Source organism: Paracoccus chinensis (assembly GCF_900102885.1).
GTDB classification, from domain to species: domain Bacteria; phylum Pseudomonadota; class Alphaproteobacteria; order Rhodobacterales; family Rhodobacteraceae; genus Paracoccus; species Paracoccus chinensis.
Genome location: NZ_FNGE01000004.1, coordinates 1 through 24424 on the forward strand (window position 1 = coordinate 1; position 24424 = coordinate 24424).

Sequence of the window (24424 nt, forward strand, 5' to 3'; positions counted from 1 at the left end):
GAGCCGATATGCGTCGGTGCTCCGGTCGAATGACCAAACCGCCCGCATATCCCTTCAGATATCTCGCAATGTCAAACAGCAGAGGAACAAAACAGACCGCAGTCGCCAATACCACTTGGCGCCAACAGCCAGCCCGTCCCGAATTTCCTTCCGCCCCGTCGCCGAGGCCGGAACCCTATCTAGCCACCCCGCGTTGCCCCGTCAAGACCAAAATCCCGACTTTCTTCCGCAGCAGCCTCAAGAGCCCCACCCGGTTCCGCCTCCCGGCTTCCCCGTCCCGCCCAGCGTCCCCGCCGTTCGGTGAAGCGGTATCTAGGGGGAGATGCAGACGGGGGCAAGCACAAAAAATCACCCGAGCCACAACTTCGTTGCAACCCACTGACGCGCAACACTCTCCACTGCCAGTTCCGCCACCCGCAACCGGCCCGGAACCCAGAACAGCCACAACCCACCCCCGAATCTCCCACGGAACCGCAACAACCAGGTGACAAGAACGGTGGCACACAAACCGAGAGCCGCGGAATCGCTTCGCCGAAATAAAAAAGGGCGCGGCAGATGCCGCGCCCTGAAGCCTGTCCGAGTCGAAGCGATCAGCGCTTCGAGAACTGGAACGACCGGCGAGCCTTCGCCTTGCCGTACTTCTTCCGCTCGACGACGCGAGGGTCGCGGGTCAGGAAGCCTGCAGCCTTCAGCGCCGCACGCAGGCTCGGCTCGTGCAGCTGCAGCGCCTTCGAGATGCCGTGCTTCACGGCGCCGGCCTGGCCCGAGAGGCCGCCGCCAGCAACAGTCGCGTAAACGTCGTACTGGTTGGCGACGCCGGCGATGTCGAAGGGCTGGCGCAGGATCATCTGCAGCACGGGACGGGCGAAGTAGTCCGCCATGTCCTTGCCGTTGACGGTGACCTTGCCCGAGCCGGGCTTGACCCAGACGCGGGCAACCGCGTCCTTGCGCTTGCCGGTCGCATAGGCGCGGCCCTGCGCATCGCGCTGGGGTTCGCGCGCGACGGCGGCCTGCAGGCTGCGCGCTTCTTCCGAGGTCGAGCCCTGGACGGCGCCGGCGCTGGCCGTCACCGCGTCCCTCAGCTGGTCCAGCGATTTGATGTCTTCGGCCATGTTCAGGCGCTCCGGGTGTTCTTGGGGTTCATCGCTTTGACGTCCAGCACTTCGGGCTGCTGGGCCTCGTGCGGGTGCTGGTCGCCGGCATAGACGCGTAGGTTGGTCATCTGCTGCTTGCCCAGCTTGTTGCGGCTGATCATGCGCTCGACGGCCTTGATGACGACGCGCTCGGGATGGGCGCCTTCCAGCATCTGGCGGGCGGTGCGGTGCTTGATCCCGCCCGGGTGGCCGGTGTGCCAGTAATACTTCTTGTCGTCGCGCTTGTCGCCGGTCATCTGCACCTTGTCGGCGTTGATGACGATCACGTTGTCGCCCATGTCCATGTGCGGCGTGTAGGTCGGCTTGTGCTTGCCGCGCAGGCGGCTGGCGACGATCGTGGCGAGGCGGCCCAGAACGACGCCCTCGGCGTCGATCAGGATCCACTTCTTCTCGATCTCCGCCGGTTTCGCGGTATAGGTCTTCATCGGTCGTCCCTTTCGGGGGGTGTGAATTCGGATAGGGGTCTATGCACCAAAGCACCCCCTCCGGTCAACGCGCGAGCACGCCGAAAAATAATTGCACCTCATGCACTTACGACATTGGTAATATAGTACCAATGACTACGGCCTAGTTCCTGCGCGATTTCGGCGGAATCGAGTAGGTCAGAGACGCCCGTGCGACTGGCACCTCTGCCCCCTCGCTGCGGATCAGCACGTCGCCAACGGCCAGGACGTTTCCCAGCTTCAGCAGCCGGCATTCCGCCAGCAGATCGCGCCCTGCCGCGGGCTTGCGCATGAAGTCGATGTTGGCCCCCGTCGTTACCGTCAGCGCCACCGGCCCGATCCGCGACAGCACGGCCGCATACATCGCAAGGTCCGCCAGTTCGAACATCGTCGGCCCCGAGACCGTGCCTCCGGGCCGCAGGTGCCGGTCCTCGACGGCCAGCCGCATCTCCACGCCCTGCCCGTCCACCCGCGTCACGCTGTATCCGCTGACCTGCGGGAACTCGCGGTCCAGGAAGGCCTCGATCTCCTGCGGCTGCATCATGCTTTTCACCCCTTCTTTCGCCGCCTAGACTTTGGCGCGAGCGAGAGGGGAGAGACAATGGCTGACACCGGCGGACTGATCCGGCGAGAGGACCAGGGCGCGGTCGCGCGCCTGGTGATGACCAGCGGCGCGAACTACAACGCGCTGTCGAACGAGATGCTGGCCGCGCTGGCCGGGGAACTGGACCGGATCGCCGCCGACGATGCCGTGCGCGCCGTGATCCTTGCGGCCGAGGGAAAGGCCTTCTCGGCGGGCCATGATCTGAAGCAGATGCAGGCGGCGCGCGCGGATGCGGATGGTGGCGAGGCCGCCTATCAGGCTCTGTTCGGGGACTGCGCCCGCGTCATGCAGGCCATCGGCGCCCTGGCCCAGCCGGTCATCGCCGAGGTGCAGGGAATCGCCACCGCGGCAGGCTGCCAGCTGGTCGCCAGCTGCGACATGGCCGTGGCTGCCGAGGGCGTGCGCTTCGGCGCCAACGGCATCAACATCGGGCTTTTCTGCGCGACGCCCATGGTGGCGCTGACCCGCGCGATCCATCCCCGCGCTGCCTTCGAGATGCTGGTCACGGGCGAGTTCATCGACGCCCATCGTGCCCGCGATCTGGGGCTGGTGAACCGCGTCGTTCCGTCCGTGCGGCTGGCCGAGGAGACCATGGCGCTGGCGCAACTGGTCGCGACCAAGCTGCCTGCGGCGGTGCGGTTGGGCAAGCGGGCTTTCCGCGAACAGCTTGGCCTTGGCCTTGCCGACGCTTACCGGCAGACCGGCGCCGTCATGTGCGAGAACCTGATGCTGCCCGAGACCGACGAGGGGCTGAACGCCTTTCTGGAAAAGCGCCAGCCTGCCTGGGCGGCTCAGCCGATAGCGGCCAGCGCCGGGAAGGTTTCCAGCAGCCAGTAGCTGATGACCCCCAGCCAACCGGTCAGCAGCAGCACACCGACCGCGATCAGCAGGACGCCCGAGATCCGCTCGATCACCCCCATGTGCCGCTTCAGGCGGTTCATCAGCCCGATGGACCGCTCGATGAAGATTGCCGAGAGCAGGAACGGGATGCCCAAGCCCAGCGCATAGACTCCCAAAAGCGTCGTGCCGCGCGTCGGGTCGGTCGCGGCTAGCGTCAGGATCATGGACAGCTGCGGCCCGATGCAGGGCGTCCAGCCGAAGGCGAAGGCAAGGCCCAGCAGATAGGCTCCCATTGCCGTGCCGCCCTTGTCCCCGGCCTCGATCCGCGCCTCGCGGTCGAGGATCGGAATGCGGAAGACATGCAGGAAATGCAGGCCCAGAAGGATGACGAAGATGCCCGAGACCGTCACCAGCATCGGCTGATACTGCAGGAAAGCGCGGCCGAAGGCCGAGGCCGCATAGCCCATCAGCAGGAAGACGGTGGAAAGTCCCAGCACGAAGAACAGCGCCGGCAGCACCGCGCTGCGCTGGCGCTCCTTCAGGGCCGAGACCTTCACCCCGGTCATGTAGGCCAGGTAGGGCGGCACGATCGGCAGGACGCAGGGCGACAGGAAGGACAGGATTCCCGCGACCACCGCGACAAGGGCGGCCGGCAGGATGGCCGCATCGGCGAGTTCGATCCCAAACATGGGCGGCACCTTGGCGAAAAGAACGAGGCCGGGAAAGCCCCGGCCTCGCGTCAGAACGTCACGGCTGCGTCAGGTCAGCCCTTGGACCACCAGCCCCGGCGCCGGGGCCGCGGCTCGGCGGCAGGCTCGGGCGCTTCGAGGACCGAGACATCGGCCTGCGGCTCGGCCTCCATGGCAGGGCCGCTTTCCGAGGATGCAGGCGAGACCTCGCCGGTCACGGCGTCATCTCCTGCAGCCTCATCCGCAACAACCGTCGTGCCTTCCTCCAAGGCCGGAGCCCCGGAGATTGCCTCGACCCCGGCCGCGCTTCCATCGTCACCTGCTGCCGCCTCGTGCGACGGCGCAACTTCGGACAGGTCCGAGGTCACCTCCGGCTGGGCCGAAACCTCGGCGACCTCAGCAGCCGCCGCGTTTTCACCGGCATCCTGCGGCTGGACAGGATCCGCCGCCGCTTCGGCCATGTCCGCAGCCTCGGGAGCGTTGTCCCGAGAAGCCTCGGCATCGTCGCTCAGTCCGTCCGCATTCGCGGGGATGCCGCCGGTTTCCACCGGCTCGCCCTCGCCCGCCGGAACGTCGCGGCTTTCGTCGATGAGGCCTTGCGGCGCCTCCCCGGCCTCGGCGCGGGTGGCATCCCGATCTTCGCCGCGGCGGCGCGACCGTGACCGCGAGCGGCGGGCACGACCGGCGGGCTTGTCCTCTTCGGCAGTCTCGCCCTCGGCCTCGGCCTGCGCGGGCTGCGCCTCGGCCTCGGCGTCGTCCGAAACGGACTGCTCGCCCCCGTGCGCCTCGTCACCATTGCGCCCACCCCGACGGCGGCGGCGGCGGCGGCGGCGCGAGCCGCTTTCGCTTTCCTCCTCGGCAGAGGCTCCAGACGCCGCGACGTCTGCAGATTCGGCTTCGGCCTCCGCCTCGACCTCGATCTCCTCCTCGGCCAGGTCCTCGTGCTCGTCGATCTCTGCCATCAGGCGCGCATCGACCGACAGCGCGGCCGAGGCCGGCTCGGGCACCACGCGGGTCGCGGTCTTGAACTTCTCCATCGTATAGTCGGGCGAGATCAGCGAAGGATCGGCCTCGACCCGCACCGACAGGCCGTAGCGCGACTCGATGGTGGCGATATGCTCGCGCTTCTGGTTCATCAGGTAGTTGGCGACGGCGACGGGCGCACGCACCAGCACCTCGCGGGACCGCTTGCGCGTGCCCTCTTCCTCGATCGCGCGCAGGATCGTCAGCGCCATGGAATCGTCCGACCGGATCAGCCCGGTGCCGTGGCAATGCGGGCAGGGCTGGGTGGTCGACTCCAGCATTCCCGGCCGCAGCCGCTGGCGGCTCATCTCCATCAGGCCGAAGCCCGAGATGCGGCCGACCTGGATGCGGGCGCGGTCGTTCTTCAGCGCCTCCTTGAAGCGCTTCTCGACGGCGGCGTTGTTCTTGCGCTCGTCCATGTCGATGAAGTCGATGACGATCAGGCCCGCCAGGTCGCGCAGGCGCAGCTGGCGCGCGATCTCGTCGGCGGCCTCGCAGTTCGTCTTGAAGGCCGTATCCTCGATCGAGCCTTCCTTGGTCGCCCGCCCCGAGTTCACGTCGATGGCGACCAGTGCCTCGGTGATGCCGATGACGATGTAGCCGCCCGATTTCAGCTGCACGACCGGGCTGAACATCCCGCCCAGATAGCTTTCGACCTGGTAGCGCGCATAAAGCGGCGTCGGGTCGGTGTAGTGCTTCACGGCGCGGACCTGCGTCGGCATGATCATCGCCATGAAGTCGCGGGCGGTGCGATAGCCGCGCTCGCCCTCGACCAGCACCTCGTCGATGTCCTTGCTGTAAAGGTCGCGGATGGACCGCTTGATGAGGTCGCCTTCCTCGTAGATCGGCGCGGGCGCGATCGACTTGAAGGTCAGTTCGCGGATCTGCTCCCACAGGCGCATGAGGTATTCGTAGTCGCGCTTGATCTCGGTCCGGGTCCGCTGGCTACCGGCGGTGCGGATGATCAGCCCGGCGCCCTGCGGCACCTCCAGCTCGGCCGCGATCTCTTTCAGCTTCTTGCGGTCGGCGACATTGGTGATCTTGCGGGAAATCCCGCCGCCGCGCGCCGTGTTCGGCATCAGCACGCAATAGCGGCCGGCGAGCGACAGGTAGGTGGTCAGCGCCGCGCCCTTGTTGCCGCGTTCCTCCTTGACGACCTGGACCAGCATGATCTGCCGGACCTTGATCACTTCCTGGATCTTGTAGCGGCGGGCGCGCGGCTTGCGGGCGGGCCGGATCTCCTCGGCCACGTCCTCCTCGGCGACGGACTCGATCTCGTCGTCGTGGTCGGCGTTGCGGCCTTCGGCCTTGTCGTCCGCCGCGCCCTCGTCGGACTCGGCCTCCTCGGCGGCGCGGACTTCGTCGCCTGCCTCGGCCTCGGCCTGCAGTGGCGCATCGGCGGGGGCGGGCTCGGGCGCGTCGGCATTGCCGCCCTGCCCTTCGACCGAGGCGTCCACGACATCGCCGCCCGCGGCGGCGAAGCCGGACTCCACCGCGGCCTCCTCGGCGTGCTCTTCGCTGCCCGCGTCGATGACCTCCATCCCCGGCACATGCTCGGAGCGGGTCACGGCGTCGTTGCCGCTCGCGCGCTCGGCGCGTTCATCGCGATTGCGGCTGCGGTTGCGGTTGTTGCGCGGCCGGCGCTCGGAGGCGCCTTCCTCGGCCTCGGCCTCCTCGGCGGCGGCGCGGTCCTCCTCGATCAGCGCGCGGCGGTCGGCGGCCGGGATCTGGTAGTAATCCGGGTGAATTTCCGCGAAGGCCAGGAAGCCGTGGCGGTTCCCGCCGTAATCCACGAAGGCCGCCTGCAGCGAGGGTTCGACCCGCGTGACCTTGGCCAGGTAGATGTTGCCGGCGAGCTGCCGCTTGTTCAGTGTCTCGAAATCAAAGTCTTCGACCCTGGTTCCGTCCGCCACGACGACCCGAGTTTCCTCGGGATGCGTGGCATCGATCAGCATTTTCTTTGCCATGAATCGTTCTTTCGCGCAGCCCGGTCCGTCCGCGCAAAGGCGGAGCGGACATGGAGGTGCGGCTTGATGAGGACGCGCGGAGGGCGCCGGACGGGACTGCGGGGCCGGCGACCACATGGCCCGCGGGGCTCATGCCCCGCCGGCTCCGTGCGTCGTCATCCATCGCGCGATCCATCGCGTCTCTTTTTCCTGTGCCCTTGAACCGCATCACACGGACAAGGACGGCGAATGTTTCGGCGGGCCGCGCGTCCCCAGGGACGAGCCGGTCCGCCGGCTTTTTCCCACGCAGGGGACCGCCGGAAGAAACCGACAAGACCACCGCGTTGCGAAACCGGGTGCCGGGCAAGCGCGGCCGATCAGACGGCCGCAAGCCCGCGCATGGGTCCAACATAGGGTGTGAAGCCAAGGAATGACAATGCGAAAGCGTCGCCGGCCCTTTCAGCCCCTGGTTGCAGCACCGCCGATGCACAATCCATGCACAGGCGATGCACAATCCGTCTGCCTAGAGATAGTCGCTGCGGCTGAGGCCGTATTTGGCCATCTTCTCGTTCAGCGTCCGGCGCGGCAGGCACAATTCGTCCATGACCGCGCTGATCGAACCCTTGTGGCGGCGCATTGTGTTGTCGATCAGCATCTTCTCGAAGCTCTCGACATATTCCTTGAGCGGCTTGCCCTCCGTAGTCGTCGCGTCGGTCTGCGCCTCTTCCCCGTCTCCCATCAGGAGCGAGGTGATCGACCCCGAGCCGCGCCGGTTCTGCAGGACCGCGCGCTCGGCCACGTTGATGAGCTGGCGGATGTTGCCCGGCCAGGGCGCCTGCAGAAGCTGGGCGGCCTCCTGCGCGGTGATCTGGGGCGGCTCGCAGCCGTATTCGTCGGCGAACTGTTCGGTCATGCGGGTGAAGAGCGCGAGAATATCCTCGCCCCGCTGGCGCAGGGGCGGCAGGGTGATCTTCAAGGCCGACAGGCGATAGAAGAGGTCGGGTCGCAGGCTGTCCTCGGCCCGGCGACCCTCGCCGCGGGCGTTGGAAATGGCGATGATCCGCGTCTCGGCGGGCGCGCCCTGCCCCGCGATGAAGGCCAGAAGCCGTGCCTGAAGGGGCTCGGACAGCGCCTCGATGTCCTCGAGGCAAAGCGTGCCGCCGCGCGCCTCCTCGACGGCCGGAAGCCCGTCCTCGACCGGACCGAACAGGCGCGTGGCCAGCGCCTCCTCGTTGTAGGCCGCGCAGGAGATGGGGACGAACTTGCGGGACGCGCGCGGCCCGACCGCGTGCAGGGCATGGGCGACCAGCGTCTTGCCGGTCCCGGTTTCGCCGTCGATCAGGACATGGCCGTCGGCCTGGCCGAGATCGAGGATATCCTCGCGCAGCCGTTCCATCGCCGGGCTGGAGCCCACCAGCTTGGACATGACCTGCTGGCCCTCGCTGAGATCCCGGCGCAGGGCGCGGTTGTCCAGCGTGATGCGGCGGGCCTGCGTGGCCTTCTTGGCCAGTTCCGTCATCCGGTCGGGATTGAAAGGCTTTTCCATGAAGTCCATGGCGCCCAGACGCATCGCCTCGACCGCCATGGGCACGTCGCCGTGCCCGGTGATCATGATGACCGGCAGGCCCGAATCCTGGCCCATCAGCCGCTTGAGGAAGGCCATGCCGTCCATGCCGGGCATGCGGATGTCGGAAATCACCACGCCGGGCCAGTCGGGACCGATGGCCTTGAGCGCCTCTTCGGCGCTGGCGAAGCTTTCGGTGCGGAAGCCCGAGAGCGTCAGCCACTGGCTGATAGATTCGCGCATGTCGGGTTCGTCATCGACGATCGCCACGGTCATCGTCTGCGTCATCTGCGAAGTCCTTTCGTCATTCCGCGGCCAGCGGCGTGGCGCCGCGCCGGGCGGGTTCATACAGCGGCAGCTCGAGGTCGAACACCGCGCCGCCGCTGTCGCGGTTGTGGGCGGTCAGGCGGCCGCCGAAATCGGCCACGATGCCCGACGAGATCGCGAGCCCGAGGCCGGTGCCCTCGCCGGGGCTTTTCGTGGTCCAGAAGGGCTCGAACAGCTTTTCCAGGTCGGCCACGCCGGGGCCGTTGTCGCGCACCGACAGCCGCGCGTGCGAAAGCTTGTCCACCACCAGTTCGATCGAGGGGTCGCGGATCTCGCGCGTGGCGTCCATGGCGTTGCGCAACAGGTTGATGATGACCTGTTCCAGCCGGATGCGGTCGCAGAAGACCATCACCGGCTCGCGCGGCAGGCTGCGCTGCAGGCGGACGCGGCGGTTGCGCAACTGCGGCTCCATCATCGTCAGCGCCCCGGACAGGGCCACGCGCAGGTCCACCGGCTCGAAGGCCTCGCCGCCCTTGCGGGCATAGGACTTGAGCTGGCGGGTGATGGTGCCCATCCGGTCCAGAAGGTCGTCGATGCGCTGGAACGAGGTCAGCGCCTCGTCCCCCCGCCCGCGTTCCAGCAGCAGGCGCGCCCCGGCAAGATAGGTCTTCATGGCGGCCAGGGGCTGGTTCAGCTCGTGGCTGACGCCCGCCGACATCTCGCCCAGCGCGGCCAGCTTCGAGGCCTGCTGGACGGTCTGCTCGGCCACGCGCAGCTCGCGCTGCATCCGCTCGCGTTCCGCGATCTCGCGCGTCAGGCGGGCGTTCAGCGCCCGCAGGTCGGCCGATTCCCGGCGATAGCGGGCGGACTGGACACTGGCGCGGCGCGACAGGACATAGAAGCCCAGCGCCATCAGCAGGGCAAAGCCCATGATTTCCAGCGCAAGAAAGGCGTTCACCCGGTCGCGCACCGAGTCGAAGGTGGTGAACAGGGTCATCCGCCAGCCCCGGAAGGGGATGCGCGTTTCCGTCTGCATGACCGCGCGGCCGCCCACATAGGCATCGGCGGGGCGGTTGGACCAGTCGGCGGTGACCTGGAAGGCGCGCTCGATGGCCGAAGGGGCGGAACGGACCGCCAGCGCATCGGCCAGCGTGTGGCCGCGCCAGCGCGGCTCGGTCGAAAGGATGATCTGGCCCGAGCTGTCGGTGACCACCACCGCGTCCGAGATGCCCGACCAGGACCGTTCCAGCCGCAGCAGGTCGGCGCCGACGACGATCACCCCCAGCGCCCGTCCGTCGCTGACCACGGCGCGGGAATAGGTGAAGTCGAAGCCGCCCGTGTCGCCCGGCGAGACGGTGAAGACTGTGTCGTTCGTCCGCAGCGCCTCGACATAAAAGGGCGAGAGCACGTAGTTCGCGCCCAGAAGCTTGCGGTCCGTGGCCCCGACGGTGCGGCCCGAATTGTCCAGAAGCCGGATCGAGGCCGCGCCGATGTCCTTCTGCGCGGCGATCAGCCGGGCCGAGACGGTGGCGTAGTCCTTGGTGCTGAGCGCGCCGATCAGCGCCGGGTCGCGCGCCAGCAGCAGCGGCACGACCGCCGTGCGCTGCAGTTCGGACAGCAGGTTGCCGGTATAAAGGGCCGAGCGCAGTTCGGCCCGGACGCGCGTGTTTTCCGAAAAGCGCTCGGTCAGCCAGACATTGGTCCACCAGATCGCGCCCACGGCCGCGGCCAGCAGAAGGACGACGGCAAGGCGGTTGACCAGCCGGGCACGGGCGGCCACCCGGGCGCGCAGCGCGGCGGGATGGGTCGGGTCGTCCTCGATCTCTTGGCCGCGATCTGCCATGCCGGCCAATCTAGGAAATGGCGGGCTTCCGCTCAAGCTCTTGCGTCGGTCGGCTGCTTTACGCCGCGACGGTCGAGTCGATCAGGCCGTGGAACAGCCGCGCCCCGTCCGAGCCGCCATGCGCCGCTTCCGCCGCGCGTTCGGGATGCGGCATCATCCCCAGGACCCGGCGGTTTTCCGACAGAACGCCCGCGATGTCGGACATCGAGCCGTTGAGCCCGCCGCGATAGGTCAGCGCGATGCGACCCTCGGCCTTGAGGCGGGCCAGGCCCTCGGCGTCAATCTGGTAGTTGCCGTCATGATGGGCGACGGGGAAGGTGATCTCTTCGCCGTCCGAAAAGGCCGACAGGAAGGCGTTGTCGCGCGATTCGACGCGCAGGGCGGCGTCCTTGCAGATGAAGGTCAGGCCCGCGTTGCGCATGAGCGCGCCGGGCAGCAGGCCCAGTTCCGTCAGCACCTGGAAGCCGTTGCAGATGCCCAGCACATAGCCGCCCCGTTCGGCATGGTCGCGGATCGCGCCTGCGACGGGCGAGCGGGCGGCGATGGCCCCGCAGCGCAGGTAGTCGCCGAAGGAGAAGCCGCCGGGCACCGCGACGAGGTCGGTCCCTGCCGGCAGAGCGTCGTCCTTGTGCCAGACGCGGGCGACATCCGCGCCTGCGGCCTTCAGCGCGACGAGGAGGTCGCGGTCGCAGTTGGACCCGGGGAAGGTGATGACGGCGGCTTTCATCGGCGGCGCTCCGAGGCTGGGGATGGCGTGGAGATAGCCTGCGGGGGCCCCGGGGGAAAGACCTGCGGGGCCGGGAACCGGGGGTGGCGCGCGGGAATTGATCGTCACCCCTCGATCTTCGGAGACATGCGATGCGCCTCAACCGACGCCAGACCCTTGCCGCCGCCCTGGCCGCGGGGGCCGCGGCCAGCCTGCCCGCCATGCTGCGGGCGCAGGCCGCCGCCTCTGGAACCGCCGCCCCTGCCGCCGCGCCCGAGTTCCTGACCCCCTTCGGCCATGCGAGCCTGATGCTGACGCTGGGCGGCCAGAAGATCCTGGTGGACCCGGTGGGCGGCGCCGACCGCTATGCCTCGGCCGGGACGCCCGCCGCCGTGCTGGTCACGCACGAACACGGCGACCACTTCGACCCCGAGACCCTGGCCGCCGTCGTGACCGAGGGCGTGGCGCTGATCATGAACCCGGCCGTCGCCGAGAAGCTGCCCGAGGCGCTGCGGTCCCGCGCGACCGTCATGGCCAACGGCGACACGGGCGAGGTCGCGGGAATGCCCATCGAGGCCGTGCCCGCCTACAACGTCACGCCCGAGCGGACGCAGTATCACCCCAAGGGCCGCGACAACGGCTATGTGCTGACCTCGCCCGAGCACGGCCGCATCTACATTGCGGGCGACACCGAGGCCACGCCCGAGTTCCGCGCCCAGAAGGACATCGCCGTCGCCTTCGTGCCGATGAACCTGCCCTACACGATGGAGGTGGACCAGGCGGTCGAAGGCGTGGCCGAGATGGCGCCGAAGATGGTCATCCCCTATCACCACCGCGGCAACGACCCGGCCGAGTTCGCCGAGAAGCTGCGCACCACCGGTGCCGCGACCGCCGTCGCCATCGTGGACTGGTATCCCGAAACGGACGACCCCAAGGGTCCCGCCAGCTGACATGAGAACGGCCGGGCAAGCGCCCGGCCGTTTGCGTTTTCCGCAAGGCAGCGGCGGTCAGTCCGCCAGCGCCTTGTTCAGGTAGTCGTCCACCTTCTCGAGATAGCCCATGGTGGACAGCCATTTCTGGTCGGGGCCGACCAGCAGGGCGAGGTCCTTGGTCATGAAGCCGTCCTCGACCGCCTGCACGGTCACGCGCTCCAGCGTCTCGGCAAAGCGCTGCAACTGCTCGTTGCCGTCCAGCTTGGCACGGTGCTTCAGCCCGCCCGTCCAGGCGTAGATCGAGGCGATGGAGTTGGTCGAGGTCTCCTTGCCCTTCTGATGCTCGCGGTAGTGGCGGGTCACGGTGCCGTGGGCGGCCTCGGCCTCGACGGTCTTGCCGTCGGGCGTCATCAGGACCGAGGTCATCAGGCCGAGGCTGCCGAAGCCCTGCGCCACGGTGTCGGACTGCACGTCGCCGTCGTAGTTCTTGCAGGCCCATACATAGCCGCCCGACCATTTCAGGCTGGAGGCCACCATGTCGTCGATCAGGCGGTGTTCATAGGTGATGCCGGCGGCCTTGAACCTGTCGGCGAACTCGGCGTCGAAGACCTCCTGGAACAGGTCCTTGAAGCGGCCGTCGTAGGCCTTGAGGATCGTGTTCTTGGTCGAGAGATAGACCGGATAGCCGCGGTTCAGGCCGTAGTTCATGGAGGCCCGGGCGAAGTCGCGGATCGAGTCGTCCAGGTTGTACATGGCCATCGCCACGCCCGAGGACGGGGCCTGGAAGACCTCGTGCTCGATGGTCTCGCCATCTTCGCCGACGAAGCGGATCGTCAGCCTGCCCTTGCCGGGGAAGCGGAAATCGGTGGCCTTGTACTGGTCGCCGAAGGCATGGCGGCCGACGATCACGGGCTGGGTCCAGTGGGGAACCAGGCGCGGGACGTTGCGGGCGATGATCGGCTCGCGGAAGATCACGCCGCCCAGGATGTTGCGGATGGTGCCGTTGGGCGACTTCCACATCTTCTTGAGGCCGAATTCCTCGACCCGCGCCTCGTCGGGGGTGATGGTCGCGCATTTGACGCCGACGCCATGCTGCTTGATCGCATTGGCGGCATCGATCGTGACCTGGTCCTCGGTGCGGTCACGCTCCTCGATGCCCAGGTCGTAGTATTTCAGGTCGATGTCCAGATAGGGCAGAATCAGCTTCTTCTTGATGAAGTCCCAGATGATCCGGGTCATCTCGTCGCCGTCCAGTTCGACGACGGGATTGTCTACCTTGATCTTGGTCATTGGGGGGCTCCCCTTGGCGTTGGCGTTGCGGGCCCATAGCGCCGATCCCCCCGGATGTGAAGACGGTATGCGATGGTATGCCGCATAATCCGTATGCAAAGGCATGCCGCCAAATGCCGCCACGTCAAATTCGGATTGCACCCGATTAGCGGCGTTTTTGAATAAAACTGTCCGGAAGTACAGGTTCATCGAAGGCCATGGGACAAGCTAAAGACGAGAACTGTTACCAGTTTACACGTCAGGATGTTTCCAGTGGCTACGGTCAATTTGCTTTGGTTCGGCAATCAGCCGCAATTCAATTCCACTTCCAATTCAACGGCGACGCAGAACGAGGCCAATGCCCTTGTGGGCTACGACGCCTTCGGCCCGGCCGAAATCAAGCCGGTCGCGCTCAGCGGCAAGGAATACAAGGTCGGGGAATGGTGGAAGCCGGAATGGGGTTTCTCGTCCAGCTACAACAAGGACCAGCCCTCGGTGATGACCTATGTCTCGCCGCAATCGGGCAAAAAGCTTTCCACCCAGATCACCGGTTTCTTCGAGGTCGATTACAGGCTGACCCTTCCCGATGGATGCACGACCGATGAATCGGGCGTGCTGATCCAGATGGCCAATGGCGACATGTTCTTTCGCCCTGCGGTCGATACGCTCAGGGACTGGAAGAACATCGACGGGCTGCGCGGCGTCACGATCCTGAAGGCAAAGCCGCTTCCGGCGACCATCTATCCGTCGTCGCGCATTTCCTTCGCCCCCGACATCTTCGATCTTCCGATCGTGCCCTGCTTCACGGCGGGCACCCTGATCCGCACCGCCGAAGGCGAGCGCCCGGTCGAGGACCTGGCCCTGGGCGATCTCGTCTGGACCCGCGACAACGGGTTGCAGCCCATCCGCTGGATCGGCCGCCGGGTGCTGCGCCCGGCCGAGCTTGCGGCGCAGCCGAACCTGCGCCCGATCCGCATCAAGGCAGGCGCGCTGGGCGCGGGGCAGCCGGCGCGGGACCTGGTCGTCTCGCCCCAGCATCGCATCCTGGTGCGCTCGGCCATCGCGGTGCGCATGTTCGGCGCGGCCGAGGTGCTGGTCGCGGCCAAGCAGCTTCTGTCCCTGCCCGGCATCGAGATCGACGAGTCGGCGCGCGACGTCACCTATCTGCACCTGATGTTCGACCATCACGAGGTGCTGGTCTCGAACGGCGCCGAGACGGAATCGCTTTACCCCGGCCCGGTGGCACTGGCCGCGCTGGGCGAGGCCGCGGCGGCCGAGATCCACGCGCTTTTCCCCGAATTGTGCGAGGGTGAGGACGGCTTCCCCCCTGCCCGCCAGCTCGTGCCCGGCCGTCTGGCCCGCAAGCTGGCCGAGCGCCACGGCAAGAACGGGATCGCGCTGGCGAGCTGACCCCGTCCGGCGGCGGCACGCCCCCTTCCGGGGGCGCGCCCGTTTTCAGCGCGTCGTCTCGGTCAGCCGCTTGCGCACGTAAGCCTGCACGGTGTCGATCATCGGCTTCATGTGGGCCTCGTCGTCGCGGAAGAAGTGGTCCGCGCCGTCGATTTCCTCATGCGTGATGGTGATGCCCTTCTGCTCGCGCAGCTTGGCGACCAGGGCGTTGGTGTCCTTGGGGGGCGCCACGCGGTCGGCCGTGCCGTTGATGATGAGGCCCGAGGACGGACAGGGCGCGAGGAAGCTGAAGTCATACATGTTCGCGGGCGGCGAGACGCTGACGAAGCCGGTGATCTCGGGGCGGCGCATCAGCAGCTGCATCCCGATCCAGGCGCCGAAGCTGAAGCCCGCGACCCAGCAGTGCTTGGAGTTCGGGTTCATCGCCTGCAGGTAGTCCAGCGCCGAGGCCGCGTCCGACAGCTCTCCGATGCCCTGGTCGAACTCGCCCTGGCTGCGGCCGACGCCCCGGAAGTTGAAGCGCATCACCGTGAAGCCCATCCGGTGGAAGGCATAATGCAGGTTGTAGACCACCCGGTTGTTCATCGTCCCGCCATATTGCGGATGCGGATGCAGCACGATGGCGATGGGGGCATCGGGCTTGGGTTGCGGGTGATAGCGCCCTTCCAGGCGGCCTTCGGGTCCGGGGAAGATAAGCTCGGGCATGACACTCCTGTTCGGCTGACCCTGCGCGGCCCGCGCGGCCACGCCGGGCGGGTTCCTTGACGCAGCGGATGGCAGACCTTAGACGGACATCTGGGACGCGCAGCCGGTTTCCGCAAGAAACGGCAGGGCGGGCTTAGCGCAGGGCGCAAGACGGCGTCAATCTGTCCCGCCCGTCTGGACCGCCCGTCAGGACAGGGGGCGCGCAGATGAAGCTTTCCACCAAGGGTCGCTATGCGATGGTCGCGCTGGTCGATCTGGCGACCAGCCCCGGTCGGCTGACGACGCTGGCGGCGATCTCGAAACGGCAGAACATCTCGCTGCCTTACCTGGAACAGCTGTTCGTGCGGCTGCGCCGCGCGGGGCTGGTCGAAAGCGTGCGCGGCCCGGGCGGCGGCTACAAGCTGGCGCGGGCGCCCGAAACCATCCGGGTGGCCGACATCCTGGGCGCCGTGGACGAGACGGTCAGCGCCCTGCACGTGGGCGCCGGCGCCTCGGGCGGGCAGAGCGGGACGCGGGCGCAGTCGCTGACCAACCGGCTGTGGGAGGGGCTGTCGGCCCATGTCTATGTCTTCCTGCACAACACGACCTTGGGGGACGTGGCGATGAACGGGCTTCTGCCCTGCCCTGCCGTGCCTGCCATCCTGTCGGTCGAGGACGACGAAAGCGAGCCCGCCCAGGCCTGACCCGGGCACGGATGCAACGCCCGCGCGGGCATCATGGCGCCACACGCATTCTTGGGTTTGAAGGCCCGAATCCCGTCCGGTAATCGGGCACAAACCCTTGAACGGACCCGATCATGACCAAGCTGACCCTTGCCGCCGTCCTGGCCCTGATGACCCTGTCGGCCTGCGCCGTCCGCCCAGTCCCCCAGGTCGGGCCCGACGGGCAGCCGATTCCCGTGGCCTACCGGATCACCCCGCGCGAAGAGGCCGAGATCCCGACCCGCGTGCTGACCCAGATCAACCTGCTGCGCACCCAGCAGGGATTGCAGGCGCTGACGCTGAGCCCGCAGCTGGCCGCCGCCGCCATGGCCCATTCCCGCGACATGTCGGCGCAGAACCGGGCCTGGCACTTCGGTTCGGACGGGTCCTCGCCGCTGGAGCGGGTGCGCCGCCAAGGCTATGCCGGGCGGCTCCTGGGCGAGGACATCTCGGAAACCTATGAGAACGAGATCAGCACGCTGGGCGCCTGGATGCAGACCCGCGACACCCGCGACATCCTGATGGACCCGGCCGCGCGCGAACTGGGCATGGGCTGGTTCCAAGAGCCGACCAACAAGATCTGGTGGACGGTGCTGGTCGGCGGCTGATCCGCCACGGCGGGGCTCTGCCCCGCACCCCGGGATATTTGGTCGAAGAAGAAACAACAGGGCCGCGCCACGAGGCGTGACCCTGTTGTTCCTGCATCACACGGTGACGTTCAGCGCGCCGCCGTCCAGGATCAGGTTCTGGCCCACGATGAAGCGCGCCTGCTGCGAGCAGAGGAAGGCGCAGGCGGCGCCGAAGTCGTCGGCCCGGCCGTAGTTGCGGGTCGGGATGGTGGCCTCGCGCTTGCGGCGGGCCTCGTCATGGCTGATGCCCTGCGCCTTCGACACGCCCTGGTCCAGCGAGGTGGCGCGGTCGGTGTCGTGGATGCCGGGCAGCAGGTTGTTCACGCAGACGCCCTTTTCGGCGACCTGCCGCGACATGCCGGCGACAAAGCCGGTCAGGCCGTTGCGCGCGGTGTTCGACAGGCCGAGCTGCGGGATCGGCGCGCGCACGGCGGCCGAGGTGATGTTGACGACCCGGCCCCAGCCACGGTCCATCATGCCGGGCACCAGCGCCTGCATCAGGGCGATGGCCGACAGCATGTTGCCGTCGATGGCGCGGATGAAGTCCTCGCGGCTCCAGTCCGTCCAGAGGCCGGGCGGCGGACCGCCGGCGTTGGTCACGAGGATGTCGGCCTGCCCGCCCAGCGCATCGAGCACCTTCGCGCGGCCTTCCTCGGTGGTGATGTCGGCCGCGACCGGCGTGACGGTGACGCCGTAGCGGTCGGAAAGCTCGCGCGCGGTGCGTTCAAGCGCCTCGGCTCCGCGCGCGTTGATGACGAGGTCCACGCCCTCGGTGGCCAGCGCCTCGGCGCAGCCGCGACCCAGTCCCTTGGAGGCCGCGCAGACCAGCCCCTTCTTGCCCCTGATGCCCAGATCCATGTTCGCCCCCGGTTGGATGTCCGGGCAGACCGAACCCTTCCGGACGGCCGAGGTCAAGGGCGGCCGGTCAGAAGCAGAGGATCTCGGCTTCGGCCTCGGCGCGGCGCAGGTCGGCCACCATCGCCTCCATCACCCCGCCCCCCTTGAACATGCCCGAGCGGTCGCCGGTGGTCTGCCGCATCCGCAGCACCGTTTCGGCGCTGACGTATTCCTCGTAGGGCAGCACGGCCGCGATGGCGTCGATGGCGCAGGAACAGCGCTGCAGGGCATCGGCCGTTTCGCCGTTCGTGGCCATGCAGGCAACCGCGTATTCCACCCGCGCCTCGGTCGGATAGTCGTTGACCTGCTGCGCGGCCGCGGGCGCCGCCAGCAGCCCCAGCAGGACCAGCGCGCGTTTCACTGCAGCACCATGGCGTGGCGATAGGGCGCGGGCGCGATGACCTGCCCCGCCATCTCGCGCGGGACGGCAGCCGCCACGGGGCCGGTGGTTTCGGCGACCATCTCGCGGATCGGGGCCTTGGGGTCCTCGCCCAGGACGAAGCGCAGTTCCAGCGTCTCGAAGCCGCCCATGCGGGCGCGGTTCGGGTCCGCCTCGAAGGGTCGGGCGACCACGGTGGTGACGCCGCCCTCGCGCGCGACCGCGCCGCCCCGGAACACCGCGTCCTTGATCCGGTTGCGGATATAGTCGGGATTGCCGCCCGTCAGGGTCGCCATGTCACGGGTGGTGCTTTCCAGGAAGAACACCACGCTGGGGTCGCCGCCCGAAACGGGGAAGCGCCCGATCTTGAGGTTTCGCCCCGTGGCCTTCTGTTCCAGTTGCAGAACGGGCTTGCCATCCGAGGGGTCCGTCACCTCGGTCATCGTGATCCGCCCGTCCTCGACCGCCACGAAGGCCGGCGAGGCCGGACCCTTGTGAACCAGCGACCAGGTCAGCGTCCGGTCCGCCAGGTTCCAGGGCCCCCGGTCCGCAAAGATGAGATCGCTCGCCTCGTTCGCCGCCAGCATCGCGGGCGCCCCGGCCAGGCAGCCCACCAGCATCGCCGCGGCCAGACGGCCGCGCAGGCCTTTCCGCTGTCGCATCGTCAGTCCTCCCTCGGGCGACACGATGTCGCGGCGCGGTTCGCTTGCCAAGCCCCCCGCACGCTCACGGCTGCGTCAGCGCGACAGGGCGCGGGACAGCACCGCGCCCAGTTCCTCGGGCGAGACCGGCTTTTCCACCAGCGCCGCGCCGATGGCGGCGCAGTCGCGGGCGATGCGGGGGTCGCGCTGGGCGGTCACCATCACCGCCGGGATGGGCTGGCCCGCCGCTGCGCGCAGCGCCTGGATGGCGGCGATCCCGGTGTCGCCGTTGTCCAGATTGTAGTCCGCCAGGATCACGTCGGGCGGATCGTCCTGCCCCATCGCGGCCAGCGCCTCGGCCGTGCCGCCGGTGGCGCGGGCGACCATGCCGAAGCGGCCGGCCAGCATCAGCTCGTAGCCCCGCCGCATGGCCGCGTCGTTTTCCACGATCAGCGCCACCCGCGCGCGCAGGCCCCGCGGCGCGTCGCCGGCCGGGTCGTCCAGGGCCGTGCCCGGCTGGACCGGGGGCAGGCCCACGCGGAAGACGGTGCCGCGGCCGGGCTGGCTGTCGACCTCGACCGGGTGGCCCAGCTTGACGCAGGCGCGGCGGACGATGGACAGGCCGAGGCCCATGCCCTGCGGCCCGCCCTCGCGCACGGCGCGCTGGAACTCGTCGAAGATGCGGGCGCGGTCGTCCTCGGAGATGCCGGTGCCGCTGTCGCGCACCTCAAGCCAGACAAGGCCCGCGCGGCGGCGCACGCCCACGACCACGCCGCCCGCCTCGGTGTACTTGATCGCGTTCGACACGAGGTTCTGCGCGATGCGGCGCAGGAAGGTCGGGTCGCTGTCCACCACCGCCGAGGTGGGAACGAAGCTGAGCCGAAGCCCGCCCGCCTCGGCCATGGGCGCATATTCGACGGCCAGGCGGCGGAACAGCGCGTCCAGTTCGACGGGCTTGCGGTGGAACTCGATCCTCTGGCTGTCGAGCCGGCTGATGTCGAGAACCGCGTGCATCAGTTCCTCGACCGACTCGAAGGCGCCCGCGAGCCGCCCCGTCAGCTCGCGCTGCAGGGGGTCGAGGTCCGTGTCGGTCAGCGCCGACAGGAACAGCCGTGCGGCGGCCAGCGGCTGCAGCAGGTCGTGGCTGGCCGCGCGCAGGAAACGGGTCTTCGAGCGGTTCGCCTCTTCCGCCGCCGCACGGGCCACGGCGAGGTCGCGGTTCTTTTCGGACAGGTCCGCCAGCGCCCGTTCCAGGTCGCGGGTGCGGGCGAGGGCCTCCTGTTCCAGCGCGACGGCGGCCTGGAACATGGACCAGGCGGAGCCGCGGGTTTCCTCGAGCCGGTCCACGCGGTCGATCAGCACCTGGGCGATGCGCTCGAGCTTGGCGGCGCGGCGTTCGGCATCCTCGGTGTCCGGAAGCATCACGGTCCCGCCGGCTCCATCAGGGCCAGGCCCACGAAGGTCTGGTTGACGTGCATGCCGCTGATCTGCTCGCCATAGGTGTTGAAGCCGCAGACGCGGTAGCGGCCGAAGAGATCGGTCATCACTTCGGTCATGCCCGCCTGCTCGACGGCCAGGCGGCGCAGGATGCAGTCGAAGCCCAGCACCATCAGGGGCGGGCGCGGCAGGGCATCCAGCGCGGCGGCGAAGCCTTCGGTCACGTCGCCCGCCTGCCCCAGCGTCAGCACGGTGCCCGGCTCGATGGCCGACAGAAGCCGCAGGCCGCCATCCTCGCCCAGGCCGCGGATCGCGCGGACATGGTGGCGCCGCCCGGTCTTGAGCAGCAGGGGATGGCGCGCGAAATCGGCGCGCTCCAGCCGGTCGGGGTCGAGCCCGGCGAGGCGGGCGTATTCCTGTGCGGCGGGCTCGGCGTTCAGTTCCTGGATTTCGCGGCGGCCGGGGTCGGCACGGGTGACGACGGCGCGGCGGGCGGTGGGGGAAAAATGGGCAAAGCTGACCTCGGCCACCTCCAGAGCGGTTTCCACCAGCACGAAGACCGCAGCCCCCGGCACCACGGCGCCACCGAGGATCTGGCAGCTTTCCTCGAAGGCCAGCCCGTCACCGGCCGAGCCGCCCACGACGGGAAGGCCCGGCAGGGCCGCGTCGATGGCCGCGACCACCACGTCCTCGTGACAGGCGGTGCCGTCGGCCAGAAGCACGCCGAAGCGCGACCAGCCGGGGTTCGGGGGAAAGGCGTCGCGCAACTGGCGCAGTTCCGACAGCCAGGCCGAGACGGGGATCGCTTGCTGGTCGCGCAGGGCGACGGCCCGGGCGCGGAACGCGCGGCGAGGAAAGCCGATGGCGACCACGGTGCCGCGCTGATAGCCCTGCGGCCCGATCTCTCCGGCAGAAGAGCAGCCGGCGATGCAGGCCTCGGGCAGGCCGTCGGCCAGTTGCCGCGCCAGCGGGTCCAGCGCCGTCCGGGGCGAGCCGAACAGCAGCACCAGCGCCGGGTCGCAGCCCTCGAGCCCCCGCGCAAGCGTCGCCGCCGCCTGCGGGTCCGCCGCCTCGACGCCCAGCGTTACCGGAGAAAGCCCGGCGCCCTCCATCGCTCAGCCCGGCTCGAACAGCCGGGCGCTGTTGGCCAGCAGCACGGCCTGGGTACGGCGGCGGGCGTTGATCTTGGACATGATCGCAGTGATGTGCGTCTTGACCGTCGCCTCGGCGATCGACAGCTCGTAGCTGATTTCCTTGTTGGCCTTGCCCTGACAGATCAGCCGCAGGATCTTCATCTGCTGCGGCGTCAGCGTGGCGAAGCGGCGGGCGAGTTCGGCCCGGGCGTCGTCCTCGGTCCCGCAGGCCTCGGGCTCGTAGCCTTCGGGGGTGACTCGCTCGCCTTCCCACATGCGGCGCAGGCTGTCGACCAGCGCCTCGCGGCCCAGCGACTTGGCGATGTAGCCCTGCGCGCCCGCCGCCATCGCGGCCGAGATCATGGCGTTTTCCAGGTCGGCCGAGATCATGGTGATCGGCACGTCCGGAAGCTGCCGCCGCAGGGTGACGATGCCTTCCGCGCCCCGCGCATCGGGCAGGTTCAGGTCCAGGATGACCGCGTCGGGCGCGCCATGGGTGCGGATCTGTTCCACCGCTGCGGCCAGGCTGCGGGCGGTGCGGACGGTCTTGCGGCCGAAGCTGATCTTCAGCGTCAGTGCCAGCGCGTCGCACATCAGCGGGTGGTCATCGACGATCAGGATATCCTTGACGCGGTCGGCGGACAGTCTGGGCTGCGCGGACACGGGTCCGCTGCCGGAGCCCGGTTCGGGCGCGGCATTCTGGCTGGTCATGGTCATGGTCTTCCTCCCCCACGGGGCCGGTCGCTGCCGACAGACCCGACCTTAGTCTAAGGTCGTGGGTCCCGGGCGCAAGACTGTCCATCCGGCGATTGATCGGCGCGCAGCCCCGTGCCAGCCTGCGGCCGTTCCGCCGTCCCCGATCAGCGAGTCCCGCCCATGTCGTTTCTTCACCGCATCGCCGCCACCGCCGCCGCCCTTGCGCTGGCGCTGGCCGCGCCCGCCACGGCCCAGACCCTGCCCGAGATCACGGTCGGCACGCTGGAAAACGGCACCGTCACATGGGAACTGGAAACGATCCGCGAACGGGGCCTCGACGCTGCCCATGGCTTCACGCTGAAGATGCTGCCCCTGGCCGGGAACCCCGCCACGCAGGTCGCCATGCAGGGGGGCGAGGTCGATACCATCGTCTCGGACCTGCTGTGGGTCGCCCAGCAGCGGGCGGCGGGGGCGGATTTCATGTTCCTGCCCTATTCGACCTCGGTCGGCGGCATGATGGTGCGCGGCGACAGCCCGGCGCAGTCTCTGGCCGACCTGAAGGGCAAGAAGATCGGCATCGCCGGCGGCCCGGTGGACAAGAGCTGGCTGATCCTGCGCGCCTGGTCGCGGCGGGACGGGGGCGAGGACATCGCCACCACGACCGAGCAGGTCTTCGGCGCGCCGCCCATCATCATGAACGCGCTCGATACGGGCGAGGTCGATGCCGCGATCAACTTCTGGCACTTCCAGGCCAAGATGGAGGCCGCGGGCGCGCGCGAGATCATCGACGTGGGCAACGCCGCCCGCGACCTCGGGCTCGATCCCGAAACGCCGCTGCTGGGCTATGTCCTGCGCGAAGGCTGGATCGCCGAGAACCCCGGGCTCGCGAAGGGCCTCGCCGCCGCCTCGTGGGAGGCCAAGCAGATCCTCGCCTCCGACGACGCCCAATGGGACAAGCTGCGCCCGATCATGAACGCGGCTGACGACGCCGAGTTCACCGCGCTGCGCGAGGGCTGGCGCGCGGGCATCCCCCGGACGCAGGACGTGGACCCGGCGGCGGCGCAGCAGATGTTCTCGGTCATGGCGGAACTCGGCGGGGACGAGCTGACCGGCGGGCTGACGGAACTGCCGGCGGGGCTGTTCTGGACCGGTGAGTAAGGCCCCGGCAGACCAGGGGCGCCGCCCGGCGCGGGGCGGGCCGTTTCCCGGCATCGTCTCGATCGCCGCGCTGATCGTGCTGTGGGCGGTGGTCGCGTCCGTCAGCGACGACCCGCGCCGCCTGCCCTCGCCCCTGCTGGTCCTGCAGCGGCTGGCCGAGATCGCGGCCACGGGCGAGCTGTGGTTTCACGCCGGCATGACGCTGATGCGCGTGGCCATCGCCTTTGTCGCCGCCATGCTGGTCGGGGGCGCGCTGGGGCTGTGGATGGGCCGCGCGGGCGCGGCGGACCGCTGGCTGAACCCCTTGCTGGTGATCCTGCTGAACATCCCCGCACTGGTGGTGATCGTCCTGTGCTACATCTGGATCGGGCTGAACGAGACCGCCGCGATCCTGGCCGTGGCGCTGAACAAGATCCCGACCGTCGCCGTGATCCTGCGCGAGGCGGCGCGCGCGCTCTCGCCCTCGCTGGACGACATGGCGCGTGTCTTCCGCATGGGGCCGGTCGCGCGGCTGCGCCACGTGATCCTGCCGCAGTTGGCCCCGGCCATCGCGGCGGCGGCGCGGTCGGGCATCGCGCTGATCTGGAAGATCGTGCTGGTGGTCGAGTTCCTGGGCCGCTCGAACGGGGTGGGCTTCAAGATTCACCTGCTGTTTTCAAGCTTCGACGTGGCCCGCGTACTGGCCTGGGCCCTGGCCTTCGTGGCGATCATGATGCTGATCGACCTCGGGCTGCTGCGTCCTTGGCAGGCCCGCGCCAACCGCTGGAGGCAGGATGCGCCTTGACCTGCGATCCAAGTCCTTCGGGACCCGCCCCGTGCTGGGCGCGCTGGTGCTGGACGTGGCGGCGGGCGAGCGGGTCGCCCTGCTGGGGCCGTCCGGCATCGGCAAGACCACGCTGGCCCGCATCGTCGCGGGTCTGGACCGCGACTTCGAGGGGGTGCTGGAGGTGCCCGAGCGGCTGGCGATGGTCTTTCAGGAACCGACGCTGCTGCCCTGGCGCACGGCGCTGCTGAACGTGACCCTGCCCACGGGCGCGGACCGCGAGACCGCGCGGCGGCTGATGGCCGAGGTCGGCCTTGCGGGCCGCGAGGAGGCTTATCCGCGCCAGCTGTCGCTGGGCCAGCAGCGGCGGCTGGGGCTTGCGCGCGCCTTTGCCGCGCAGCCGCAGATCCTGCTGATGGACGAGCCCTTCGCCTCGCTGGACGCAACCACGGCGGCCCGGATGCTGGACCTGACGGCGCGGCTGCTGGACGACAGCGGCGCCGGGCTGATCCTTGTCACCCACGACCCGGCCGAGGCCGCGCGGCTGGGCGCCCGCCCGCTGATGCTGTCGGGCAGCCCGGCGCAGCTTGGCTGA

At 68.9% G+C, this 24424-nt stretch carries 24 protein-coding genes; 8 read left to right on the plus strand and 16 right to left on the minus strand.

Going from position 1 to position 24424, the window contains the following annotated elements:
- Window positions 1-590: 590 nt before the first annotated feature.
- From rpsI to BLQ03_RS05430, 3 genes are all read right to left on the minus strand, one after another.
- Window positions 591-1112: a 30S ribosomal protein S9 gene (gene rpsI, locus BLQ03_RS05420; protein ID WP_090753718.1), complete on the minus strand. Its 522-nt coding sequence runs from the start codon at window positions 1110-1112 to the stop codon at window positions 591-593.
- A gap of 2 nt (window positions 1113-1114) precedes the next feature.
- A complete protein-coding gene (rplM, locus tag BLQ03_RS05425; RefSeq protein ID WP_090753719.1) occupies window positions 1115-1579 on the minus strand; it encodes a 50S ribosomal protein L13 in 465 nt (154 codons plus the stop codon).
- Window positions 1580-1721: 142 nt separating this feature from the next.
- Window positions 1722-2138 (minus strand): PaaI family thioesterase, encoded by a 417-nt coding sequence (locus tag BLQ03_RS05430; RefSeq protein WP_090754021.1) that lies wholly within the window; start codon window positions 2136-2138, stop codon window positions 1722-1724.
- A gap of 60 nt (window positions 2139-2198) precedes the next feature.
- Between BLQ03_RS05430 and BLQ03_RS05435 the strand changes: the two genes are divergently transcribed.
- Window positions 2199-3038, plus strand: coding sequence for an enoyl-CoA hydratase (locus BLQ03_RS05435; protein ID WP_090753721.1), 840 nt, complete (start codon window positions 2199-2201; stop codon window positions 3036-3038).
- Here the strand turns inward: BLQ03_RS05435 and BLQ03_RS05440 are convergent.
- The 5 genes from BLQ03_RS05440 to purQ all read right to left on the minus strand — a co-directional run bounded on the left by BLQ03_RS05440 (window position 2993) and on the right by purQ (window position 11100).
- Window positions 2993-3730, minus strand: a complete 738-nt coding sequence (locus tag BLQ03_RS05440; RefSeq protein WP_090753723.1) for a cytochrome c biogenesis CcdA family protein — start codon at window positions 3728-3730, stop codon at window positions 2993-2995. The two genes, BLQ03_RS05435 and BLQ03_RS05440, sit on opposite strands and share 46 nt — an antisense overlap.
- 74 nt (window positions 3731-3804) lie before the next feature.
- Window positions 3805-6720, minus strand: coding sequence for an Rne/Rng family ribonuclease (locus tag BLQ03_RS05445; protein WP_090753725.1), 2916 nt, complete (start codon window positions 6718-6720; stop codon window positions 3805-3807).
- 502 nt (window positions 6721-7222) lie between these two features.
- Complete coding sequence (locus BLQ03_RS05450; protein ID WP_090753726.1) at window positions 7223-8551, minus strand: sigma-54-dependent transcriptional regulator; 1329 nt, start codon at window positions 8549-8551, stop codon at window positions 7223-7225.
- 16 nt (window positions 8552-8567) lie between these two features.
- Window positions 8568-10373: a sensor histidine kinase gene (locus BLQ03_RS05455; protein ID WP_090754023.1), complete on the minus strand. Its 1806-nt coding sequence runs from the start codon at window positions 10371-10373 to the stop codon at window positions 8568-8570.
- 58 nt (window positions 10374-10431) lie between these two features.
- Entirely contained in the window at window positions 10432-11100 is a 669-nt protein-coding gene (gene purQ, locus BLQ03_RS05460; protein WP_090753728.1) for a phosphoribosylformylglycinamidine synthase subunit PurQ, read from the minus strand.
- Window positions 11101-11231: 131 nt separating this feature from the next.
- Here purQ and BLQ03_RS05465 point away from each other — a divergent pair, with 131 nt between their 5' ends.
- Window positions 11232-12029 carry an MBL fold metallo-hydrolase gene (locus tag BLQ03_RS05465; RefSeq protein WP_090753729.1) on the plus strand — a complete coding sequence of 266 codons (798 nt, stop codon included), beginning with the start codon at window positions 11232-11234 and terminating at the stop codon, window positions 12027-12029.
- A gap of 57 nt (window positions 12030-12086) precedes the next feature.
- Here BLQ03_RS05465 and BLQ03_RS05470 read toward each other — a convergent pair whose 3' ends face one another.
- On the minus strand, window positions 12087-13301 hold the full coding sequence (locus BLQ03_RS05470) for an NADP-dependent isocitrate dehydrogenase (protein WP_090753731.1): 1215 nt from the start codon (window positions 13299-13301) through the stop codon (window positions 12087-12089).
- Window positions 13302-13553: 252 nt separating this feature from the next.
- Between BLQ03_RS05470 and BLQ03_RS05475 the strand changes: the two genes are divergently transcribed.
- The gene (locus BLQ03_RS05475; protein WP_245688688.1) at window positions 13554-14690 is read left to right on the plus strand and encodes a Hint domain-containing protein; all 1137 of its coding nucleotides are present in this window, start codon (window positions 13554-13556) and stop codon (window positions 14688-14690) included.
- A gap of 45 nt (window positions 14691-14735) precedes the next feature.
- On the opposite strand, the gene BLQ03_RS05480 is transcribed toward BLQ03_RS05475, so the two are convergent.
- Complete coding sequence (locus BLQ03_RS05480; protein WP_090753733.1) at window positions 14736-15395, minus strand: alpha/beta hydrolase; 660 nt, start codon at window positions 15393-15395, stop codon at window positions 14736-14738.
- Between the two features lie 206 nt (window positions 15396-15601).
- Between BLQ03_RS05480 and iscR the strand changes: the two genes are divergently transcribed.
- Together iscR and dalA are read left to right on the plus strand one after the other, a co-directional pair.
- Entirely contained in the window at window positions 15602-16078 is a 477-nt protein-coding gene (gene iscR / locus BLQ03_RS05485; protein ID WP_090753734.1) for a Fe-S cluster assembly transcriptional regulator IscR, read from the plus strand.
- A 113-nt stretch (window positions 16079-16191) separates the two neighbouring features.
- Window positions 16192-16704, plus strand: a complete 513-nt coding sequence (gene dalA / locus BLQ03_RS05490) for a divisome-associated lipoprotein DalA (RefSeq protein WP_090753735.1) — start codon at window positions 16192-16194, stop codon at window positions 16702-16704.
- 96 nt (window positions 16705-16800) lie between these two features.
- Here the strand turns inward: dalA and BLQ03_RS05495 are convergent, their stop codons facing one another.
- The 6 genes from BLQ03_RS05495 to BLQ03_RS05520 form a co-directional block, all read right to left on the minus strand.
- Window positions 16801-17583: an SDR family oxidoreductase gene (locus tag BLQ03_RS05495; RefSeq protein WP_090753737.1), complete on the minus strand. Its 783-nt coding sequence runs from the start codon at window positions 17581-17583 to the stop codon at window positions 16801-16803.
- A 67-nt stretch (window positions 17584-17650) separates the two neighbouring features.
- Window positions 17651-17983 (minus strand): hypothetical protein, encoded by a 333-nt coding sequence (locus tag BLQ03_RS05500; RefSeq protein WP_090753738.1) that lies wholly within the window; start codon window positions 17981-17983, stop codon window positions 17651-17653.
- The gene (locus BLQ03_RS05505) at window positions 17980-18663 is read right to left on the minus strand and encodes a hypothetical protein (protein WP_175558774.1); all 684 of its coding nucleotides are present in this window, start codon (window positions 18661-18663) and stop codon (window positions 17980-17982) included. Before BLQ03_RS05505 ends, BLQ03_RS05500 begins: the two co-directional genes overlap by 4 nt.
- 75 nt (window positions 18664-18738) lie before the next feature.
- Window positions 18739-20064, minus strand: coding sequence for an ATP-binding response regulator (locus BLQ03_RS05510; RefSeq protein ID WP_090753739.1), 1326 nt, complete (start codon window positions 20062-20064; stop codon window positions 18739-18741).
- A complete protein-coding gene (locus BLQ03_RS05515) occupies window positions 20064-21191 on the minus strand; it encodes an FIST N-terminal domain-containing protein (protein ID WP_090753741.1) in 1128 nt (375 codons plus the stop codon). Before BLQ03_RS05515 ends, BLQ03_RS05510 begins: the two co-directional genes overlap by 1 nt.
- Before the next feature lie 3 nt (window positions 21192-21194).
- Window positions 21195-21929 (minus strand): response regulator transcription factor, encoded by a 735-nt coding sequence (locus tag BLQ03_RS05520; protein ID WP_425415719.1) that lies wholly within the window; start codon window positions 21927-21929, stop codon window positions 21195-21197.
- 159 nt (window positions 21930-22088) lie between these two features.
- On the opposite strand from BLQ03_RS05520, the gene BLQ03_RS05525 reads away from it, so the two are divergent.
- The 3 genes from BLQ03_RS05525 to BLQ03_RS05535 are packed head-to-tail and all read left to right on the plus strand — an operon-like array spanning window position 22089 to window position 24424.
- Entirely contained in the window at window positions 22089-23066 is a 978-nt protein-coding gene (locus BLQ03_RS05525) for an ABC transporter substrate-binding protein (protein WP_090753743.1), read from the plus strand.
- Entirely contained in the window at window positions 23059-23850 is a 792-nt protein-coding gene (locus tag BLQ03_RS05530; protein WP_217629661.1) for an ABC transporter permease, read from the plus strand. Before BLQ03_RS05525 ends, BLQ03_RS05530 begins: the two co-directional genes overlap by 8 nt.
- Entirely contained in the window at window positions 23840-24424 is a 585-nt protein-coding gene (locus BLQ03_RS05535; protein ID WP_090753744.1) for an ABC transporter ATP-binding protein, read from the plus strand. Before BLQ03_RS05530 ends, BLQ03_RS05535 begins: the two co-directional genes overlap by 11 nt.

What these genes read in the sequence shown, in the direction of transcription:
- rpsI (WP_090753718.1), bottom strand. Translation starts at nt 1,112, where the DNA reads ATGGCCGAAGACATCAAATCGCTGGACCAGCTGAGGGACGCGGTGACG.
- rplM (WP_090753719.1), bottom strand. Translation starts at nt 1,579, where the DNA reads ATGAAGACCTATACCGCGAAACCGGCGGAGATCGAGAAGAAGTGGATC.
- BLQ03_RS05430 (WP_090754021.1), bottom strand. Translation starts at nt 2,138, where the DNA reads ATGCAGCCGCAGGAGATCGAGGCCTTCCTGGACCGCGAGTTCCCGCAG.
- BLQ03_RS05435 (WP_090753721.1), top strand. Translation starts at nt 2,199, where the DNA reads ATGGCTGACACCGGCGGACTGATCCGGCGAGAGGACCAGGGCGCGGTC.
- BLQ03_RS05440 (WP_090753723.1), bottom strand. Translation starts at nt 3,730, where the DNA reads ATGTTTGGGATCGAACTCGCCGATGCGGCCATCCTGCCGGCCGCCCTT.
- BLQ03_RS05445 (WP_090753725.1), bottom strand. Translation starts at nt 6,720, where the DNA reads ATGGCAAAGAAAATGCTGATCGATGCCACGCATCCCGAGGAAACTCGG.
- BLQ03_RS05450 (WP_090753726.1), bottom strand. Translation starts at nt 8,551, where the DNA reads ATGACGCAGACGATGACCGTGGCGATCGTCGATGACGAACCCGACATG.
- BLQ03_RS05455 (WP_090754023.1), bottom strand. Translation starts at nt 10,373, where the DNA reads ATGGCAGATCGCGGCCAAGAGATCGAGGACGACCCGACCCATCCCGCC.
- purQ (WP_090753728.1), bottom strand. Translation starts at nt 11,100, where the DNA reads ATGAAAGCCGCCGTCATCACCTTCCCCGGGTCCAACTGCGACCGCGAC.
- BLQ03_RS05465 (WP_090753729.1), top strand. Translation starts at nt 11,232, where the DNA reads ATGCGCCTCAACCGACGCCAGACCCTTGCCGCCGCCCTGGCCGCGGGG.
- BLQ03_RS05470 (WP_090753731.1), bottom strand. Translation starts at nt 13,301, where the DNA reads ATGACCAAGATCAAGGTAGACAATCCCGTCGTCGAACTGGACGGCGAC.
- BLQ03_RS05480 (WP_090753733.1), bottom strand. Translation starts at nt 15,395, where the DNA reads ATGCCCGAGCTTATCTTCCCCGGACCCGAAGGCCGCCTGGAAGGGCGC.
- iscR (WP_090753734.1), top strand. Translation starts at nt 15,602, where the DNA reads ATGAAGCTTTCCACCAAGGGTCGCTATGCGATGGTCGCGCTGGTCGAT.
- dalA (WP_090753735.1), top strand. Translation starts at nt 16,192, where the DNA reads ATGACCAAGCTGACCCTTGCCGCCGTCCTGGCCCTGATGACCCTGTCG.
- BLQ03_RS05495 (WP_090753737.1), bottom strand. Translation starts at nt 17,583, where the DNA reads ATGGATCTGGGCATCAGGGGCAAGAAGGGGCTGGTCTGCGCGGCCTCC.
- BLQ03_RS05505 (WP_175558774.1), bottom strand. Translation starts at nt 18,663, where the DNA reads ATGCGACAGCGGAAAGGCCTGCGCGGCCGTCTGGCCGCGGCGATGCTG.
- BLQ03_RS05510 (WP_090753739.1), bottom strand. Translation starts at nt 20,064, where the DNA reads ATGCTTCCGGACACCGAGGATGCCGAACGCCGCGCCGCCAAGCTCGAG.
- BLQ03_RS05515 (WP_090753741.1), bottom strand. Translation starts at nt 21,191, where the DNA reads ATGGAGGGCGCCGGGCTTTCTCCGGTAACGCTGGGCGTCGAGGCGGCG.
- BLQ03_RS05520 (WP_425415719.1), bottom strand. Translation starts at nt 21,929, where the DNA reads ATGACCATGACCAGCCAGAATGCCGCGCCCGAACCGGGCTCCGGCAGC.
- BLQ03_RS05525 (WP_090753743.1), top strand. Translation starts at nt 22,089, where the DNA reads ATGTCGTTTCTTCACCGCATCGCCGCCACCGCCGCCGCCCTTGCGCTG.
- BLQ03_RS05535 (WP_090753744.1), top strand. Translation starts at nt 23,840, where the DNA reads ATGCGCCTTGACCTGCGATCCAAGTCCTTCGGGACCCGCCCCGTGCTG.